Origin of the sequence: Agrococcus casei LMG 22410, from assembly GCF_900163565.1 — a bacterium.
Taxonomy (GTDB): Bacteria; Actinomycetota; Actinomycetes; order Actinomycetales; family Microbacteriaceae; genus Agrococcus; species Agrococcus casei.
This window is the reverse complement of sequence record NZ_FUHU01000020.1, coordinates 180465-197760: the sequence shown is the minus strand read 5'-3', so window position 1 is coordinate 197760 and position 17296 is coordinate 180465. Positions and strand designations below refer to the sequence as shown.

17 protein-coding genes and 1 pseudogene are annotated in these 17296 nt (G+C 65.1%); 6 read left to right on the top strand and 12 right to left on the bottom strand.

Annotated elements, in window-relative coordinates; translation table 11 throughout:
* The first annotated feature begins 69 nt into the window (after positions 1-69).
* The 4 genes and pseudogenes from CZ674_RS03920 to CZ674_RS03905 all read left to right on the top strand — a co-directional run.
* Positions 70-1515 carry a branched-chain amino acid ABC transporter permease gene (locus CZ674_RS03920; protein ID WP_234988411.1) on the top strand — a complete coding sequence of 482 codons (1446 nt, stop codon included), beginning with the start codon at positions 70-72 and terminating at the stop codon, positions 1513-1515.
* Between the two features lies 1 nt (position 1516).
* On the top strand, positions 1517-2524 hold the full coding sequence (locus CZ674_RS03915) for a branched-chain amino acid ABC transporter permease (protein WP_086991220.1): 1008 nt from the start codon (positions 1517-1519) through the stop codon (positions 2522-2524).
* Positions 2517-3455 (top strand): ABC transporter ATP-binding protein, encoded by a 939-nt coding sequence (locus CZ674_RS03910; RefSeq protein WP_086991219.1) that lies wholly within the window; start codon positions 2517-2519, stop codon positions 3453-3455. The genes CZ674_RS03915 and CZ674_RS03910 overlap by 8 nt, the downstream gene beginning before the upstream one ends.
* A pseudogene (locus tag CZ674_RS03905) lies at positions 3452-4180 on the top strand (ABC transporter ATP-binding protein); the annotation flags it as partial. The gene CZ674_RS03910 and the pseudogene CZ674_RS03905, both read left to right, overlap by 4 nt.
* A 392-nt stretch (positions 4181-4572) precedes the next feature.
* Here the strand turns inward: CZ674_RS03905 and CZ674_RS03900 are convergent.
* The 3 genes from CZ674_RS03900 to groES all read right to left on the bottom strand — a co-directional run bounded on the left by CZ674_RS03900 (position 4573) and on the right by groES (position 7288).
* A complete protein-coding gene (locus tag CZ674_RS03900) occupies positions 4573-5841 on the bottom strand; it encodes an ABC transporter substrate-binding protein (RefSeq protein ID WP_086991217.1) in 1269 nt (422 codons plus the stop codon).
* A gap of 155 nt (positions 5842-5996) precedes the next feature.
* Positions 5997-6923 (bottom strand): EamA family transporter RarD, encoded by a 927-nt coding sequence (gene rarD / locus CZ674_RS03895; protein WP_086991216.1) that lies wholly within the window; start codon positions 6921-6923, stop codon positions 5997-5999.
* Between the two features lie 68 nt (positions 6924-6991).
* Complete coding sequence (groES, locus tag CZ674_RS03890; protein ID WP_086991215.1) at positions 6992-7288, bottom strand: co-chaperone GroES; 297 nt, start codon at positions 7286-7288, stop codon at positions 6992-6994.
* 125 nt (positions 7289-7413) lie between these two features.
* Between groES and CZ674_RS03885 the strand changes: the two genes are divergently transcribed.
* The gene (locus CZ674_RS03885; RefSeq protein WP_086991214.1) at positions 7414-8586 is read left to right on the top strand and encodes a THUMP-like domain-containing protein; all 1173 of its coding nucleotides are present in this window, start codon (positions 7414-7416) and stop codon (positions 8584-8586) included.
* Between the two features lie 19 nt (positions 8587-8605).
* On the opposite strand, the gene CZ674_RS14240 is transcribed toward CZ674_RS03885, so the two are convergent.
* The 9 genes from CZ674_RS14240 to glmS form a co-directional block, all read right to left on the bottom strand.
* Positions 8606-9559, bottom strand: a complete 954-nt coding sequence (locus CZ674_RS14240; protein WP_200810038.1) for a hypothetical protein — start codon at positions 9557-9559, stop codon at positions 8606-8608.
* Between the two features lie 106 nt (positions 9560-9665).
* Positions 9666-10010 carry a DUF4190 domain-containing protein gene (locus CZ674_RS03875; RefSeq protein ID WP_086991213.1) on the bottom strand — a complete coding sequence of 115 codons (345 nt, stop codon included), beginning with the start codon at positions 10008-10010 and terminating at the stop codon, positions 9666-9668.
* Positions 10007-11092, bottom strand: a complete 1086-nt coding sequence (gene tsaD, locus CZ674_RS03870) for a tRNA (adenosine(37)-N6)-threonylcarbamoyltransferase complex transferase subunit TsaD (RefSeq protein WP_086991212.1) — start codon at positions 11090-11092, stop codon at positions 10007-10009. The genes CZ674_RS03875 and tsaD overlap by 4 nt, the downstream gene beginning before the upstream one ends.
* A complete protein-coding gene (gene rimI / locus CZ674_RS03865) occupies positions 11089-11544 on the bottom strand; it encodes a ribosomal protein S18-alanine N-acetyltransferase (protein ID WP_086991211.1) in 456 nt (151 codons plus the stop codon). The genes tsaD and rimI overlap by 4 nt, the downstream gene beginning before the upstream one ends.
* A gap of 16 nt (positions 11545-11560) precedes the next feature.
* Positions 11561-12118, bottom strand: a complete 558-nt coding sequence (tsaB, locus tag CZ674_RS03860; protein ID WP_159456887.1) for a tRNA (adenosine(37)-N6)-threonylcarbamoyltransferase complex dimerization subunit type 1 TsaB — start codon at positions 12116-12118, stop codon at positions 11561-11563.
* On the bottom strand, positions 12115-13023 hold the full coding sequence (gene tsaE / locus CZ674_RS14350; RefSeq protein ID WP_086991209.1) for a tRNA (adenosine(37)-N6)-threonylcarbamoyltransferase complex ATPase subunit type 1 TsaE: 909 nt from the start codon (positions 13021-13023) through the stop codon (positions 12115-12117). Before tsaE ends, tsaB begins: the two co-directional genes overlap by 4 nt.
* On the bottom strand, positions 13020-14018 hold the full coding sequence (locus CZ674_RS03850) for an alanine racemase (RefSeq protein ID WP_086991208.1): 999 nt from the start codon (positions 14016-14018) through the stop codon (positions 13020-13022). The genes tsaE and CZ674_RS03850 overlap by 4 nt, the downstream gene beginning before the upstream one ends.
* Entirely contained in the window at positions 14018-14383 is a 366-nt protein-coding gene (locus CZ674_RS03845) for a holo-ACP synthase (protein ID WP_086991207.1), read from the bottom strand. The genes CZ674_RS03850 and CZ674_RS03845 overlap by 1 nt, the downstream gene beginning before the upstream one ends.
* Positions 14383-16233 carry a glutamine--fructose-6-phosphate transaminase (isomerizing) gene (gene glmS / locus CZ674_RS03840; protein ID WP_086991206.1) on the bottom strand — a complete coding sequence of 617 codons (1851 nt, stop codon included), beginning with the start codon at positions 16231-16233 and terminating at the stop codon, positions 14383-14385. The genes CZ674_RS03845 and glmS overlap by 1 nt, the downstream gene beginning before the upstream one ends.
* A 53-nt stretch (positions 16234-16286) precedes the next feature.
* Between glmS and coaA the strand changes: the two genes are divergently transcribed.
* Entirely contained in the window at positions 16287-17222 is a 936-nt protein-coding gene (coaA, locus tag CZ674_RS03835) for a type I pantothenate kinase (protein ID WP_086991205.1), read from the top strand.
* Positions 17223-17296: the final 74 nt, after the last annotated feature.

Here is a 17296-nt window from a genome sequence, read left to right as displayed (position 1 = left end):
ACTCAGCCACTAGCCCTGGCCTGCAATCACCGTAGTCACGAGCAATGAAGCTACAGATACGGAGGACAAGTGAACACAGCAGGGCCCGCTCCGCTTGTGCGGAACGCAATCCAATGGGGCGGAGCGCTGCTGCTGGCGCTGCTCCTCACCCTCGGCCTCGGCATGGCCACAGCCACTGCCGCGACCGATCACGACGGCAAGACCGTCGCGTCCATCCAGCAGACCGAAGAGGAAGAGAGCCCATACTCATTCCAAGGCTCGATGCGCGACTCCGATCGCGAGCCCATCGTCGGAGTCGAGGTCACCGTCACTGACGAGTCCGGCTTCTCCGGAACGGGCACGACGGACGAGAGCGGCGAGTGGAGCGTCGGGGTTCCGACCCCGGGCACCTACACGGTGACGCTCAACGTCGACTCGCTTCCTGACGGCATCACGCTTCGTGACCCGGCTCACGAGTCGCGGGAGTTCGAGATCGCAACGACTGCTCAGCAGGGCGTTCTGTTCGCCTTCGGCGACCCGCCGTCTGCGCAGCCGACGACGGATCCGGGCGAGAGCGAGACAGGCTCTGAGACGCCGACAGGCGACGACAGCGAAACCGAGACGGCTGCAGAGCAGCCTCGCGGCCAGGGATTCATGGCGGCGCTCACGCAGCGTGCCATCAACGGCCTCTTCTTCGGCCTGCTGCTGGCACTCGGCGCGATCGGCATCACGCTCATCTACGGCACCACCGGCGTCAGCAACTTCGCGCACGGCGAGCTGCTCACCTTCGGCGGCATCGTGTTCTACGCGACCACAACGCTGTTCAGCCTCCCGATCGTTGCGGCGATCGCGATAACGCTGGTCGCCTGCACCGTATTCGGATGGCTGCATGACTTCGCCCTGTTCAAACCCCTGCGAAAGCGAAGGGTCGGCATGGTGCAGCTGCTGATCGTCACGATCGGCCTCTCGATTGCGCTGCGCTACTTCTTCCAGTTCCTCATCGGAGGCGGAACACAGCAGCTCAGCATCAACCGAGGCGCTGCCATCGCAATCGGCCCTGCGAACATCTCGACGTCGGTGCTCATCGCTGCCGGCATCTCCGTGATCGTGCTGGCAGGAGTCGCGTACTTCCTGACAAGGACACGGATGGGCAAGGCGACTCGCGCAGTCAGCGACAACGCGTCGCTGGCCTCCGCGTCAGGAATCAACGTCGACAGCGTCATCCGCACAGTGTGGATCGTTGCCGGATTCCTGACGGGTCTCGCCGGGCTCCTCTACACGTACTTCATCGGTGGAGCGATCCGCTGGGACACCGGGTTCTCGATCATGCTGCTGCTGTTCGCAGCCGTCACGCTCGGTGGCCTCGGCAGCGCGTTCGGCGCTCTGGTCGGTGCGCTCTTCATCGGTCTCGTGACTGAGATCTCGACACTCTGGCTTCCTGCGGACATCCGATACGCAGTGGCCCTCGGCATTTTGATTCTGGTGCTGCTGTTCCGCCCGCAGGGCATTCTCGGTCGCAAGGAAAGGGTCGGCTGACATGGAAATCCTCAACGCATTCTTCTCCGCCTTCGTCGACTCGAGCAGCGCAGCATTCGCGCTGGCCGCGATCGGCCTGGGCGTCCACTTCGGCTATGGCGGCCTCCTGAACTTCGGTCAGGCCGGCTTCATGGCGATGGGAGCCTACGGCTTCTCGATCTGGACCGCAGTGGTCGCACCAACCGAGAACTGGGGCTGGCACCCGATCGCGTCGTTCCTGTCGGCGATCGTCGTCGGCATCATTGCCGCATCCATCTACGCGTTCATCCTCGGACTCCCGACGCTGAAGCTCCGCGGCGACTACCTGGCAATCGTCACGATCGCCGCTGCAGAGATCGTGAGATTCTCTGTTCGCACCACCGAGCTCACCCCGATCACGGGTGGCTCGCAGGGCATGACCGGAGCGTCGATCAAGACCGACATCCAGGAGATCAACCCGCTCCCCAGCGGTCAGTACGGGTTCTGGGTGTTCGAGGCAGGCGCCTACGACACGTGGGTCCGCATCATCGGCTGGTCGCTCGTTGCGGTTGCCGTCGTCCTGGTGTGGGCGCTGTTCCGCAGCCCGTGGGGCCGTGTCGTGAAGGGCATCCGTGAAGACGAGGACGCCGTGCGCTCGCTCGGCAAGAACGTCTTCAGCTACAAGATGCAGGTGCTCGTGCTGGGCGGTGTGCTCGGCGGGCTCGGCGGAATCATGTACATCCTGCCGAGAGCGCTGCAGCCCGACTTCTTCGCGACTCCGACGACGTTCTACCTCTGGACCGCGCTGCTGCTCGGAGGAGCAGCAACCGTGTTCGGGCCCGTCATCGGAGCAATCCTGTTCTGGGCGCTGCTGAACGGCGTGCGATCGATCATCGGAGTGGCCCACGAGTACGGCTTCTTCTTCGGCCTCTCGTCAACACAGGCCGCTCAGCTGTCGTTCGTGTTCGTCGGCATCGCACTGATGGTGCTGGTGGTATTCAGGCCACAGGGAATATTCGGCAACAAGAAGGAGCTGTCGTTCAATGTCTAAGGTCACAGCCGCCGATCTCATCTCGGGCACCAATGGCCCGGGAGTTGCCAAGAAGGATCCGATCATCGTGGCGGATGGGGTCACCCGACAGTTCGGCGGCCTCAAGGCTGTCGACGTCGATCACCTCGAGATCCCGCGCAACGCCATCACAGCGCTCATCGGCCCCAACGGTGCCGGCAAGACGACCCTGTTCAACCTGCTGACAGGATTCGACAAGCCGAACACCGGCACGTGGTCGTTCGACGGCACCAACCTGGCGGGCATCCCCTCGTTCAAGGCTGCGAGGAGCGGCATGGTTCGCACCTTCCAGCTGACGAAGAGCCTCGGCCGCCTCACGGTGCTCGAGAACGTGCTGCTGGGCGCATCCGATCAGAAGGGCGAGCGGTTCTGGGCGTCCTTCATCCCGGGCATCTGGCGCGAACAGGAGAACGCGAATCGCGAGAAAGCTCTCGAGCTGCTCGCCAGGTTCAAGCTCGACGCCAAGAAGGACGACTACGCCGCGTCGCTCTCGGGAGGCCAGCGCAAGCTGCTCGAGATGGCACGAGCCCTGATGAGCGACCCGCAGCTCGTCATGCTCGACGAGCCGATGGCAGGCGTCAACCCGGCGCTGACGCAGTCGCTGCTCGATCACGTGCTCGGGCTCAAGGAAGACGGCATGACCGTGCTCTTCGTCGAGCACGACATGCACATGGTGCGCCACATCTCTGACTGGGTCGTCGTGATGGCGGAGGGCAAGGTCGTCGCTGAAGACGTGCCCGAAGACATCATGAAGAACCAGGCAGTGGTCGACGCCTACCTCGGGTCGCACCACGACACCGACCTCGGCTCGATCACGGGCCAGATCGAGATGGAAGAGGCGCTGCAGGCAGAGCTCGCAGAAGAGCGTGCCGATGCTGACACAGAAGCAGCCACCGACAAGGAGCAGTCATGACCGCACAACGAGTGCTCGAGCTCAACGAGGTGCACGCCGGGTACCTGCCCGGCGTGAACATCCTGAACGGATGCTCGATCCATGCCGACCAGGGCGAGCTCATCGGCATCATCGGCCCCAACGGCGCCGGCAAGTCGACGCTGCTCAAGGCCGTGTTCGGGCAGGTTAATGTTCGCGAGGGTGAGGTCAAGCTTCACGGCGACAACATCACCGGCCTCGGCGCCGACAAGCTGGTCGAGAAGGGCGTGGGCATGGTGCCGCAGAACAACAACGTCTTTCCGTCGCTCTCGATCGAAGACAATCTGCGGATGGGCGCCTTTCAGAAGCCGTCGCTGTTCAACGAGCGCTTCGAGTTCGTCGCCGACCTGTTTCCGGAGCTCGCCAAGCGCCGCAAGCAGCGAGCCGGCGGGCTCTCGGGCGGTGAGCGCCAGATGGTCGCCATGGGCCGTGCGCTGATGATGGATCCCGCCGTGCTGCTGCTCGATGAGCCCAGCGCTGGCCTCTCCCCCGTCAGGCAGGACGAGGCGTTCCTGCGCGTGGCCGAGATCAACAAGCAGGGCGTGACCATCGTGATGGTCGAGCAGAACGCGCGCCGCTGCCTGCAGATCTCGCACCGCGCGTATGTGCTCGATCAGGGCAAGGACGCCTACACGGGCTCAGGCCGGTCGATGCTCAATGACCCCAAGGTCATCGAGCTCTACCTCGGCACGCTCGCGACCGACGTCGAGGAGAAGGCGCACAACGAGGAGCAGCCCGCTGCGGCTGCTCCCGAGGCGGCTCCTGAGGTCGCTCCTGCCGAGCCGACGCTGCCCGAGCCCAAGCGGGCCTCGGATGCACACGGCACCCCCTCACCCGAAGACAAGCCTGACAGCTCGTCCTGAGGCGATAGGAGGCCCGCAGTCCCGCAATGGGACTGCGGGCCTCTCGCTTGCGCCCGGGAGCCACAGAGCCGTCTGGCTTTCTCGGTCGCTCAGCACATCCGCGTCAATAGTTGATTCGGAACCCCTCAGCGACCGAGAAAAGCAGCGCCCCACCGCATCGAGGCACAACACCAAGGGCACAGCGAAGGGCCCGGACAGTTCGCTGTCCGGGCCCCTGCGTTGCTGTTGCGTGGCTCCTAGATGGTGCCCTCTTCAGCGCGGACGAACTCGTAGCGGTTGTCAGCACCGAATTCGTAGACGCCGATGTATGCCGACGTCGGGTCACCCTGCTCGTTGAACTCGATCGGGCCGGAGACACCGTCATAGTCGATGTCTTCGCCGTCTGCGAGCAGATCAAGGCATTCCTGGATCGTCGTGCACTTCGTGCCGCCCTCAGAGACCGACTGCATGTTGGCCTTGATGGTGTCGGCATCCGTGCCGCCGCCCTGCGCTGCTGCAAGAGCCGCCAGCACGACTGCGTCGTAGGACTCAGCTGCGTAGTTGAAGTCGACGAGCTCGGGGTCCTGCTCGAGCAGACGATCCTTGAAGTCGCCCTCTGCGATGGCGCCGGGCTGGGTGCCCAGTGCGCCCTCGAGGGTTCCCTCAGGGAAGTCGAACGTGTTCGACAGGTTGCCGTCGACGAAGTACATCATGTCGCCGGTGACACCAGCATCCGACAGCGCGGGCACTGCGAGGTTGACCTCGTCGAAGGTGATCAGAGCGATCGCGTCAGGGTTCTGACCCATGATCGAGCTCACCTGCGTTGCGAAGTTCGTCTCACCCGGGTTGAACAGCTCTTCTGCCACGACGCTGCCGCCTGCCGACTCGACCGCGATGCGGGCGTTCTCAGCGAGACCGGTTCCGTACGGGTCGTTCACGACGAGGAACGCGACGTTGGCTGCGCCGTTGCCCGTCATCAGGTTGCCGAGCACGCGGCCCTGCAGCACATCAGACGGTGCGGTGCGCCAGTAGACGTCGTTGTCGTCGTAGTCGGTGAAGTCAGGCGCGGTGTTGGCCGGCGAGATCATCACGATGTTGGCGTCGATCATCTTGTCGATGAAGGTGAACGAGCTGCCCGACGAGGCCGCGCCGATGACGACGCTTGCGCCTTCCTGGACGACTGCGTCTGCCGACTGCGTTGCGATGTCGGTCGTGGTGTCGCCCGAGTCGTGGTGCGACAGCGAGATGTCGTACTCGTAGCCGGCTTCTTCGAGCTCGGCAACAGCCAGCTCGACGCCTGCGAACTCGGGCGGGCCGAGGAACGACAGGTTTCCGGTCTGGGGCAGGATCGTGCTGATCTTCAGCTCGTCGCCGGATGCGCCGTCTCCGTCGCCGCCGTCGCCGTCATCTCCTCCGTCGCCGCCCGACGATGAACAGCCAGCGAGCACGAGTGCAGCGGCCGCGCTTGCGGACCCCAGCATCAGTGCACGACGGGTGTTGCGCGATCTGGTCTTCAGTGCATTCATAGACACTCCTCATTGAGTGGGCGGTACAGATACCGTCCGCCGCTTGATCAATCACTATACGAAAGCGGCGCGCGCAATTGAGCCGAATTTGGTAACAGTCTTGTTGCGAATGCCGTCAGACGCCTGCAAACCGCAGGTTTGGCGCGTCTGGCGCTCTAGATCAGCGGTTCGACGCGTGCTGCCCGAGCTGCGCGACGCGACTTGCCGGCGTAGATCAGGGTGTCGACCGTGAACACGATCAGAGCCACCCACACCAGCGCGAAGGCGGCCAGCCGCTCGAGCGGCATCGGCTCGCCCAGCAGGAACACCCCGAACAGGAAGCTCATGATCGGCGCGATGTACTGCATGATGCTCAGCACGGAGAGCGGCAGCCTGCGCGCCGCGGACGCGAACATCACGAGCGGGCCCGCGGTCACGACGCCGAACCCGAGCACGAGCCACGGCACGTACGCCGGGCCCTCGGTGATCGTGAGTCCGCCGGTCATCGCGACGACGACGATCATGCCGATCGAGAAGGGAATCGTCGCGGCGGTCTCGACCGTGAAGCCGACCAGCGCATCCACGCGCTTGCCGGCCTGCTTCTTGAGCAGACCGTAGATGCCGAACGAGCCGGCGAGCAGCAGGGCGATGATCGGCACGCTGCCGTAGCCGACGATCATGACGACGACAGCCACGACCATGATGCCGATGGCGACCCACTGGAGGGGGCGCATCCGCTCGCGCAGGAAGACGACGGCCAGCGCAACAGACAGGAGCGGCTGCAGGAAGTAGCCGAGGCTCGTGTCGAGCACCCGCTCAGAGAGCACGGCGTAGGCGAAGGTCGTCCAGTTGATCAGGATCGCGACGCCGGATGCGGCGAGCCAGGCAAGCGCGCGCTTGTCGTGCCAGAGCGCTCGAAGCCGCTTCCAGCCGCGCATGAAGGTGAGCAGCAGCGCCGCGATGAGCAGTGACGCGAACACTCGCCAGCCGACGAGCTCGAACGGGTTGACGCTGATCATGAGCACCACGTAGAGCGGCATCATGCCCCAGATCAGGTATGAGCCCAGGGCGAAGAGCATGCCCTTGCGGTACTCGGAGTCCACCGCGTTCCTTTCAGAAACAGCAACGACGGCACCGCACGGTGCCGTCGTTGCGAGAACTGTTGCCGAGCTTAGCGCACGACGATCGCGAGCACGTCGCGAGCCGAGAGCACGAGGTACTCGTCAGCGCCGAACTTGACTTCGGTGCCTCCGTACTTCGAGTACAGCACGCGGTCGCCTGCGGTCACGTCAACCGGAACGCGGTTGCCGTTGTCGTCGACACGGCCGGGGCCGACTGCCACGACTTCGCCCTCCTGGGGCTTCTCCTTGGCAGTGTCAGGAATAACGAGACCGCTTGCGGTGGTCGTCTCTGCCTCAACCTGGCGGATGACAATGCGGTCCTCGAGCGGCTTGATGGAAACCGACACGGTTACCTCTTTCTGTTGAAGTTCCTGTTGGCAGTCGAGTGGTTCGAGTGCCAGAACCAACTGTAGTCAACCGCTGGCACTCGGTCAATATGAGTGCCAAGAACCGCCTGTGCTTGGATGAATGCGTGTCTCACCCTGCATTCGACGCATCCCTGCGCGCCCTGATCGACAGCGCCCGCGCATCCCTCGAAGCCGGTGACGACTCCCTCGCCTTCAACACCCGAGCACGCCGCGACGGGCACGACCCCGAGCAGGTGCGCGCGGCCCTGCAGCAGGCGCAGCTGCAGCTCAAGGGCCGGCAGAAGTTCGGCGTCGGCGCCGACTCGATGCTGTTCACCCGCGACGGGTACGAGCAGGCCACGCGCGGCTGGATTGCGGCGGAGCACGCCGAGCGGATGCGCGCAGCAGGAGCCAGCAGCATCGCCGACCTGGGCAGCGGCATAGGGGCCGACTCGATCGCCTTCGCACGAGCGGGCCTGCGCGTCGACGCGGTCGAGCGCGATGCCGAGACGGCAGCCCTGACCGCAGAGAACCTCAGCGGCTTCGCGGATGCGCGGGTGCACGCGGCAGACGCCGAGCAGTTCGACGTCGGGGCGGCAGATGCTGTGTGGCTCGACCCCGCTCGCCGCAGCGGCTCGAAGCGCCGCATGACGCCGGCAGACTGGTCGCCGTCGCTCGACTTCGCATTCGGGCTCGCCAAGACCCATCTGCTGGGCGTCAAGCTCGGGCCCGCCGTGCCGCACGAGGTGCTGCCGGCCGAAGCCGAGTGGCAGTGGGTCGGCGAGGGCACGCAGACCCTGGAGGCAGCCGTCTACTGGGGCGGCGCCGAGCGCGAGCCCGGCTTGCGCAGCGCACTGCTGCGCACAAGCGACGGCAGGTTCGAGCTGCGATCTTCGGCCGCCGATGCGGCGGGCGTCGAGACTGCCCCGCTCGGGCGGTATCTGCACGAACCGCACGGAACCGTGATCCGTGCGGGCCTGCTGCCAGTGCTGGCGGCCGAGCTGGGGGCCGGCCTGGTGAGCGAGAGCATCGCGTACCTGACTTCGGAGACGCATGTCGCGCATCCGTTCGCCGCCTCGTTCGAAGTGCAGGAGGTGCTGCCCCTGCACGCCAAAGCGATTGCGAAGCGGATGCGCGAGCTGCAGATCGGCACGCTCGAGATCAAGCAGCGCGGCACCGGCATCGAGCCCGCCGACTTCAGGAAGCGGCTGAAGCTGCAGGGGCCGAACAGCGCGACACTGGTGCTGACACGAATCGAGGGCGACCACCATGCGGTGATCGCCCGTCGAATCGTGTGAGGCGGAGAAGCTCGGGTCGTCAGGCGACCAGGATCATGATCGAGATGATGATCAGGATCAGCGCAAGCACGATGCCGAGTGCACCCACCAGCATGCCGATGAGCGGCCAGGGCTTGTTCTCGGGAGCCTTCTTCATGGCCATGACACCGGTCACGACTGCGGCGATCGAGAGCAGCAGGCCGAATCCGTTGGCGATGCTGAGCAGGAAGCCGACGCCGGCGAGGATGAGCGTCCAGAGCGTGAGCGGGTGGAAGCCCTTCTTCTCGGTCGTCTGGCCGCCGTACTGGTTGTAGTTGTAGGCCTGGCCTGCGTCCTGCTGCTGGCCGTAGGGGTTCTGCGACTGGTCGCCGTACCCGCCTGAGGTGTAGCCGCCCGCTGCGTAGCCGGGCTGCGACTGCTGGCCGTACGGGTTCGCCGTGGGTGCGCTCTGCGACTGCTGCGCATACGGGTTGGCAGCAGGTGCGCTCTGCGACTGCTGAGCGTAGGGGTTTGCGGCAGGAGCCTGGCCCGGTGCCTGCTGACCGGGTGCCTGCTGGCCCGGTGCCTGCTGACCGTAGGGGTTCGGGCTGCTCTGCTGCTGGCCGTAGGGGTTCGGAGCGCTCTGCTGGCCGTACGGGTTGGGTGCCGACTGGCCAGGGGCCTGCTGACCCGGAGCCGACTGACCAGGTGCCTGCTGACCGTAGGGGTTCTGCGCCTGCGAGTTCTGGGCAGCCTGCTGGCCGTAGCTGCCCTGCTGGGAGTACGGATTCGAGGCTGCGGGTGCGCTGGCAGCGGCCGACGGCGCCGAAGCGGCCGAGCCGTACGGGTTCTGGCCCTGCTGCGATGCGTAGGGGTTCTGCTGAGCCGACTGGCCTGCGGCGTCAGGCTGCGACGCCGAGGGCTGACCCTGCGGTGCGTAGGGGTTCTGCTGGTTCGACTGCTCAGGCTGGCCGTAGGGGTTCGGCTGCTGGGGTCGGTTGAATTGGTCGCTCATGATCTCCTCCTGCACGTATGCTCCGTCAACTCTATCTGGGCGCATGCAGAGTCAACCTGTAAATCTCTTGAACGGATGCCGTGAGACGGCCGCGAAACGCCTGCGGTCAGAGCGACGAGAGCATCGCGATGCCGCTGATGAGCAGCAGGGTCCCGAGCACGACCGAGACGCCCGCCGCGACCAGCGCCATGATGACGAGCTCACGCCCGCCCTCGTCGCGCTGCTTGATCTGCTTGAGAGCGACGAATCCGAGCACGACGGCCGCAATCGTGCCGAGCGGGCCGGTCAGCACCCAGGCCGAGGCGGCTGCCATCAGCGAGAGGATGGCCATCAGATTCGTGGGCTTCGACTCGTAGCCGCGATGCGCCGGCGCACGGTCGAGTGCCGGCGGACGCCAGCTGTTCGCCGTCGGAGGTGGCCCCATCGGGGCGGGCGCCGAGTACGAAGTCATGCTTCCATCCTGTCATGCGACGCCTGCACAACGGCTTGACGCACATCCAGCGTCGAATCTGCTCCGAAGTCGGCAGGGCTCGGCTCGTATCCCGCTGCGATCGCGAGGGATCCGAGCCCGGCGATCATCGCACCGTTGTCGGTGCACAATGCCAGCGGCGGAATGCGCAGCTCGACCCCCGCATCCGCGCATCGCTTCGCCGCGACTTCGCGCAGCCGGGCGTTCGCGACGACGCCGCCACCCAGCAGCAGCCTGCGCGTGCCGGTGTGCTCGCAGGCGTCGAGGGCCTTCGTGAGCAGCACGTCGACGACGGCCTCTCTGAAGCTTGCGGCGACATCGGCGAGCGGAATCTCGCGACCGGCCGCCTGCTCTCGCTCGACCCAGCGGGCGACCGAGGTCTTGAGGCCCGAGAACGAGAAGTCGAAGCGGTGCTTCTCGCGGTACTTGGGCAGCGTGAGGCCACGCGGAAAGCGGATGGCGTCAGGGTCGCCATCGACAGCGGCACGGTCGATCGCGGGGCCGCCAGGGTATGCAAGGCCGAGCAGGCGCGCGACCTTGTCGAAGGCTTCGCCTGCTGCATCATCGATCGTCTCGCCGAGGAGCTCGACGTCTTCTGTCAGGTCGCGCACGTGCAGCAGCGAGGTGTGACCGCCTGAGACGAGCAGCGCCACGGTCGGGAGCTCAATGCTCGCCGCATCGAGCGCATCCGCTGCCACGTGCCCCACGAGGTGGTTCACGCCATAGAGCGGCACACCGAGCGAGGCGGCCAACCCCTTGGCTGCGCCGACGCCGACCATGAGCGCGCCGGCCAAGCCCGGGCCCGCCGTGACCGCGACAGCGTCGATGTCGGCAAGCGTCACGCCAGCCTCGTCGCACGCTGCCAGAATCGTCGGCTGCATCGCCTCGAGGTGGGCCCTCGCCGCGATCTCGGGCACGACGCCGCCGAAACGCGCGTGTTCATCCATGCTCGATGCGACGGTGTTGGCCAGCAGCTGCGAGCCGCGCACGATGCCGACGCCGGTCTCGTCACAGCTGGTCTCGATGCCGAGCACGAGCGGCGCGGTCGTTGCGGTTTCGTTCACACGGGCTCTTTCATCATCACGATCGCGTCGATGCCGTCGGGCTGGTAATAGCCGTGGCGCACGTCGATCTGCTCGAAGTCGAGCGATTCGTACAGGGCGATCGCATTCGGGTTGTCAGCGCGCACCTCGAGGAACATCTGCAGCGCACCCTCGTCGCGGGCGGCCTGCATGAGGTGCTCCATGAGCGCGCGGCCGAGCCCCTGGCCGCGGCTGCCGTCGGCGACCGCGATGGTCTGCACGTCGGCATCGCAGGCGACCACGCGGATGCCGCCGTATGCGACGGGGGTGTCGTCACGCTCGAGCACGTAATATCGATTCACTCGCGAGCGCAGCTCTCGCTGCATCGTCTCGCGGTTCCACGCATCCGACGGGAATGTCGCGGTCTCAAGCTGCATGATCGCGTCGAGATCGTCGACGGAGGCCTGCCTGAGATTCACAGCGCTGTCGTTCATAACACTGCCATTTCTTTCACACAGACACCCGTTTGGGTGCTCCTGGAACCATGGCATCAGCCGGTCGCAAATACAAGGCGGCCGAAACCTGTTCGCTCCGGGCCGCGTTGCGGGCGAGCGAGACGGCATCCACCGAGTCGATGTCGACCCGCACTGCGTCTGCGGGCGTCGGGACCGCATCCGCCTTCGCCAGGCTCGGCCCCTCGATGCGGCGACCGGCTTCGTAGAGGCTCCATGCCCGCTCGCCGCGGCGCACGTCGCTCGTGACGAGGGTGCGTTCAGCTGCCGCCAGCCCTGCTGCATCGTGGCTGCAGACCTTGACGCGCTCGACGCCGAGGCCGGTTGCGATCGACTCCCCCGCCGCGATGCCGACGCGAAGCCCCGTGAAGGCGCCCGGGCCCATGCCGACGACGACCTGCTCGATGCGGTCGCGGTGCTGCATGGCCTGCGCGATGAGCGGCCCCAGCGTCTCAGCGTGGCTGCGCGAGTCGGTGCCGCGGTAGTCGATCACGGTCTCGTCGCCGTCGATGAGCGCGAACGAGGTGCCGAGTGAGGTGTCGATTGCAAGGATCACGAGTTGCCTCCGTCTGTCAGTCGCAGCAGCCTCTGCACGGGCAGCGAGCCGCCTGCACGGATGCGCACGGTGCGAGGGTCGTCTGCCTCGTCGTCGAGCGGGTCGGCAGATGCGCCGGATGCGCGCTCGATGCTCACGTCGAACCAGTGCGGCATCGCGTGGGTCAGGGGTGCGCCCCACTCCGCGACGGTGATCGAGCCGGCGAGGTCGAGGTCGAGGTCGCCGATGAGCCCCTCCTCGCCGAGCCGGTAGGCGTCGACGTGCAGCAGCGGCGCGCTGTCGGTCTGGTGGGTTCTGGCGATCACGAACGTGGGCGACTGCACGGTGCCGCGAGCGCCGAGGGCTGCTCCGAGCCCGCGCGTGAATGTGGTCTTGCCGGCTCCGAGCTCGCCCTTGAGCACGACGGCGTCGCCTGCTCGCAGCTCGCTCGCGAAGCGGGTGCCGAGGGCTTCCATGTCCTCGCTCGTCTCGATTCGAGCCACGATCTCGGCTTCGACACGAGGGCCGACGTAGCTTGTCAATGCCACCTCTGGAACACCGGCTTTCTCTGCCAATGTTGCGACGGGCATCCGTTCACCCCAGAACTCCACTTGCGAGCCGGCTGGCACTGCGGATTCTGGGCCAAGGTCAACCACGACTTGATCCATGGCGACGCGACCGCAAATGGTGAATACGTCGCAGCCGATCATGACCGAAGCACCTGTAGCCGAGCGCGGAATGCCATCGGCATAGCCCATGCCCACCAGCCCCAGCACGGTGTCGCAGTCAGTCACGTACTCGCCGCCGTACGAGACGGCCTGGCCAGCGGGAACCGGTTTCACAGACACGAGTTCGCCGACCAACGACGTGATGCGGCCGGTCTCGAAATCAACCTGTGCGTTTCGCCGCGGGTGCGTGGACGTCATACGGGCCTCCGCTCAAGCCCTGGTGCAAGTCGAGTGACAATCTCGTAGTTGATGGTGCCTGCCTGTTCCGCCCAGGCTCCGGCCCCCGGCTCACCGCGAGCGGGGTCACCGATCACCACTGCCTGGCCGGTCACTGGGCGTTCGAGCGTTGTCGAGCGCGCATCCTGGCTGATGATGCTGACGCGTTCTCCGTCGACGAGCATCCAAGCACCGGGCGCTGGAAGCAGCCCGTCGCGGAAGCCCACGTCGACGACGCCGTTCTCAGCACGAGCGAGCAGCCGCAGTGCTGGTCGCAGCCCGAGCTCACGGGCCATCGCGCCGTCGGCGTCGTGCCCTTCAGGATGCAACCCGTATGCGGCGATTCCGATGCGCACCGCATTGCCCGAGCTCAGGGTGAGTGCACCGTTCGACGCCGAGAGGTGCGTGCGCTCAGCGCCGAGATATGCAGCCTTCGCGACCAAGGTCTCGAAGAGCTCGGCTTGCTGACGGTCTGCGGCTTCGCTCGTTCCGGCGAGGTGCGACATCAATCCGACGACACGGATGCGCCCACGACGCTGCAGCGCGTCGGCGCGTTCGATCGCGACTCGCCAGTCCGCCTGTGGAATGCCGTTGCGTCCGAGCCCGGTGTCGAACTTCAGGTGCACATCGAACGGCCGGTCCGGAACGTGGGCTGCTGCGACATGATCAAGTCGCTGGACGCTCGAAATGACGACCTGGATGTCGTGCTCATGAGCGTCGACGAACTTCGGGGCGGACGAGTGCAGCCATGCCATCAGTGGAACGCTGCAGCCCAGCTTGCGAACAGCGATGACCTCAGCGATGTCGGCTGTCGCGAGCGCGACTGCTTCGCCAGCGACTGCCGCTGCCGATGCGAATTCGGCGCCGTGCCCATAGGCATTTGCCTTGACAACGACGATGATGTCTTTGCCCGTGCGCTCGCGCAGGGCTGCGACGTTGTCGCTGATCGCCTGTGTGTCGGTTTCGATGTGTGCCATCAGGCCGACTCCAGCACTGCCACCGCCGCCGCGAGGCCGCCGTCGTGAGTGATCGAGACGTGCCACCGCGATGCGCCACGCGCCTCGGCAAGTTCGAGCGCCTCGTCGTGCAGAGTCACACTCGGTTCGCCGGATGCGGCGCTCACGATCTCGACGTCGTGCCAGCGATTCGTCTGTCCGCCGAGTGCCTTGAACACGGCCTCTTTCGCGGCGAATCGTCCTGCGAGCGAGCGGAGCGACCGCTGCCGGCCCTCAAGCTCGAGCTCACTGAGCCGAAACAGCCTCGGAGCCAGGCGCGGGGTAGCGGCCATCGCTCGCTCGAACCGTGCGAGGTCGGCGATATCGAGCCCGACTGCGACGATCACTACTCGACCGTGACGCTCTTTGCGAGGTTGCGGGGCTGGTCTACGTCGAGGCCCTTGGCCGATGCGAGCTCGAGTGCGAACAGGTGCAACGGCACCACCGAGAGCACTGCGGAGAGCATTGGATGCGTAGTACCGACTCGCAACACGATGTCGGCATACGGCAACACGGCGGCGTCACCCTCTTCGGCCACCGCGATGACGCGGGCACCTCGAGCGCGAATCTCTTGAATGTTCGAGATCAGCTTCGAGTGCATTGTGGGCTGTGTGCGGGGGCTCGGCACGACGACGAACACGACCTGGCCGGGTTCGATCAGCGCGATCGGGCCGTGCTTGAGCTCGCCGCCTGCGAAGCCCTCTGCATGGATGTAGCTGATCTCCTTGAGCTTGAGTGCACCCTCGAGTGCGACGGGGTAGCCGACGTTGCGGCCGAGAAACAGCACCGAGCGGGTGTCGCTCATCCAGTGTGCGAGTTCGCGCACGTCGTCGGCGTTCTCGAGCGTGAAAGCGAGCTGTTCTGGCAACGCCTCAAGATCAGCAGTGACCGTACGGATTTCATCGTCGGTCATGGTGCCTCGAACACGAGCGAGGTGCAGTCCGAACAACAGCTGCCCCACGACCTGGGCGAGGAACGCCTTCGTCGAAGCCACAGCCACCTCTGGGCCTGCGTGAATATAGAGCACTGCGTCAGACTCGCGCGGAATCGTCGAGCCTTGCGTGTTACAGATTGCAAGCGTGTGAGCCCCATGCTCTGCTGCGTACTGCACGGCCATCTTGGTGTCCATCGTCTCGCCGGACTGCGAGATGGAGATCACCAGTGTGTTTTCGGTCAGCACAGGGTTCGAGTAACGGAACTCGTGGGCGAGTTCGACCTCGACAGGGACCCGGGCCCATTCTTCAATCGCGTACTCACCGGCCATAGCCGAGTACGACGCTGTACCGCAGGCGACAATGATGATGCGGTCGAGGTTCTTGAGCTGCTCATCCGTGAGCGTCTCGTTCTCACCGAGTGCGATGACGCCGTCTTCGATGCGGGCACGAAGCGTGTTGCGGATCGCTTCGGGACCCTCTGAGATCTCCTTGGCCATGAACGACGGCCAGCCGCCCTTCTCAGCCTCTGCAGCATCCCACGTGATCTCGAACTTCTTGTTGTCGGTGACAGGCTTGCCGTTGAAGTCGGTCACGTTGATGTCGGATGCGCGAATCGTCACGATCTGGTCGTTGCCGAGGGCCTCTGCCTTCTTCGTGTACTTGACGAAAGCGCTGACGTCGGAGCCGAGGAAGTTCTCGCCTTCGCCGAAGCCGATGAGCAGCGGAGAATTGTGGCAAGCACCGACCACCACGCCGGGGTGGTCGACGTGCGTTGCGAGCAGCGTGAACTGACCTTCAAGTCGCTGCACGAGCTGCTGCATCGCCTTCGTCAGGTCGCCAGTCTCGCGCACGTAGCGGCCGAGCAGCAGTGCAGCTGCCTCGGAGTCGGTCTCACTCAGGAAGGTCACCCCGTCAGCTGCGAGCTCTTCGCGCAGTGCGCTGAAGTTCTCGATGATGCCGTTGTGGATCAGTGCGAGCTTGCCGTCGTCGCCGAGATGCGGATGCGCGTTCTCGTCGGTGGGGCCACCGTGCGTCGCCCAGCGGGTGTGTCCGATGCCTGCGCTCGAATCTGGCAGCGGTGAATCTTCGAGGCTCGAGCGCAGCACCTTCAGCTTGCCGCCTCGTTTGCGCGACGCGATGCCGTCGGCAGCTACCACTGCAATTCCCGCTGAGTCGTAACCGCGGTACTCAAGCCTTGCCAGGCCCTCGAGCAGCACTTGCGTCGTATCGGCCTCGCCGACGTATCCCACAATTCCACACATGCCGTTAATCGTACTGCCGAGATGAGGCGATGTCGCACTAGGCTCGCTATTTGATGTCCCAACACCACAGCACTCCCTTTGTCGAAGTCGACCGGGCCGAATGGGCCAGGCTGGCGCCCAACACAGCCATGCCCTTGACCGAGCTCGAGGTGCACGCCCTTCGAGGCCTCGGGGATTCGCTCGAATTGCGCGAGGTTGCCGAGGTCTATCTGCCGGTATCGCGCCTCATCTCGCTGTATCACGAGGCATACAAGCGCCTGCACAACGACACCATGGCCTTCCTCGGACAGCAGGGTGCGAAGAAGGTGCCGTTCATCATCGGCGTCGCCGGATCGGTTGCCGTCGGCAAGTCGACAACGGCCCGCCTGCTGCAGAGCTTGCTGAGCCGTTGGTCAAACTCGCCACGGGTCGACCTCGTGACGACCGATGGTTTTCTCTATCCGAATGCCGAACTCGAACGTCGCGGCATCATGGCGCGCAAGGGTTTTCCGGAGTCGTACGACCGCCGCGCGCTGCTCAACTTCGTGTCACGCATCAAAGCAGGCGAAGAGCGGGTGACGGCTCCTGTCTACTCGCACCTGACCTACGACATCGTCGAAGACGCCGAGGTCGTCGTAGAGCAGCCTGACATCCTGGTAGTTGAGGGACTCAACGTGCTGCAGGCACCTCCATCGAACGCCCACATGGCTGTCAGTGATCTGTTCGATTTCAGCGTCTACGTCGATGCGAGTTCACAATCGATCACCGATTGGTATGTCGACCGTTTTCTGAAGCTCAAACGCGGCGCATTCACCGATCCGAACTCGTACTTTCACCGGTTCGCAAGCCTCGATGACGAAGCCGCCACAGATCTCGCCCTCACCATCTGGAAGGCGACAAACCTGCCGAACCTCAAAGAGAACATCCTGCCGACGCGCTCGCGCGCAGACCTCGTGCTGCGCAAGGCGAGTGACCACACCGTGCATTCGGTGCTGTTGCGCAAGCTGTAGCGAGTCGCATCGAGAAGATCAACAGACTGGTCGGCAACAACTTCGTGCATCCCGACAAGCAGCTGTCACTGCGC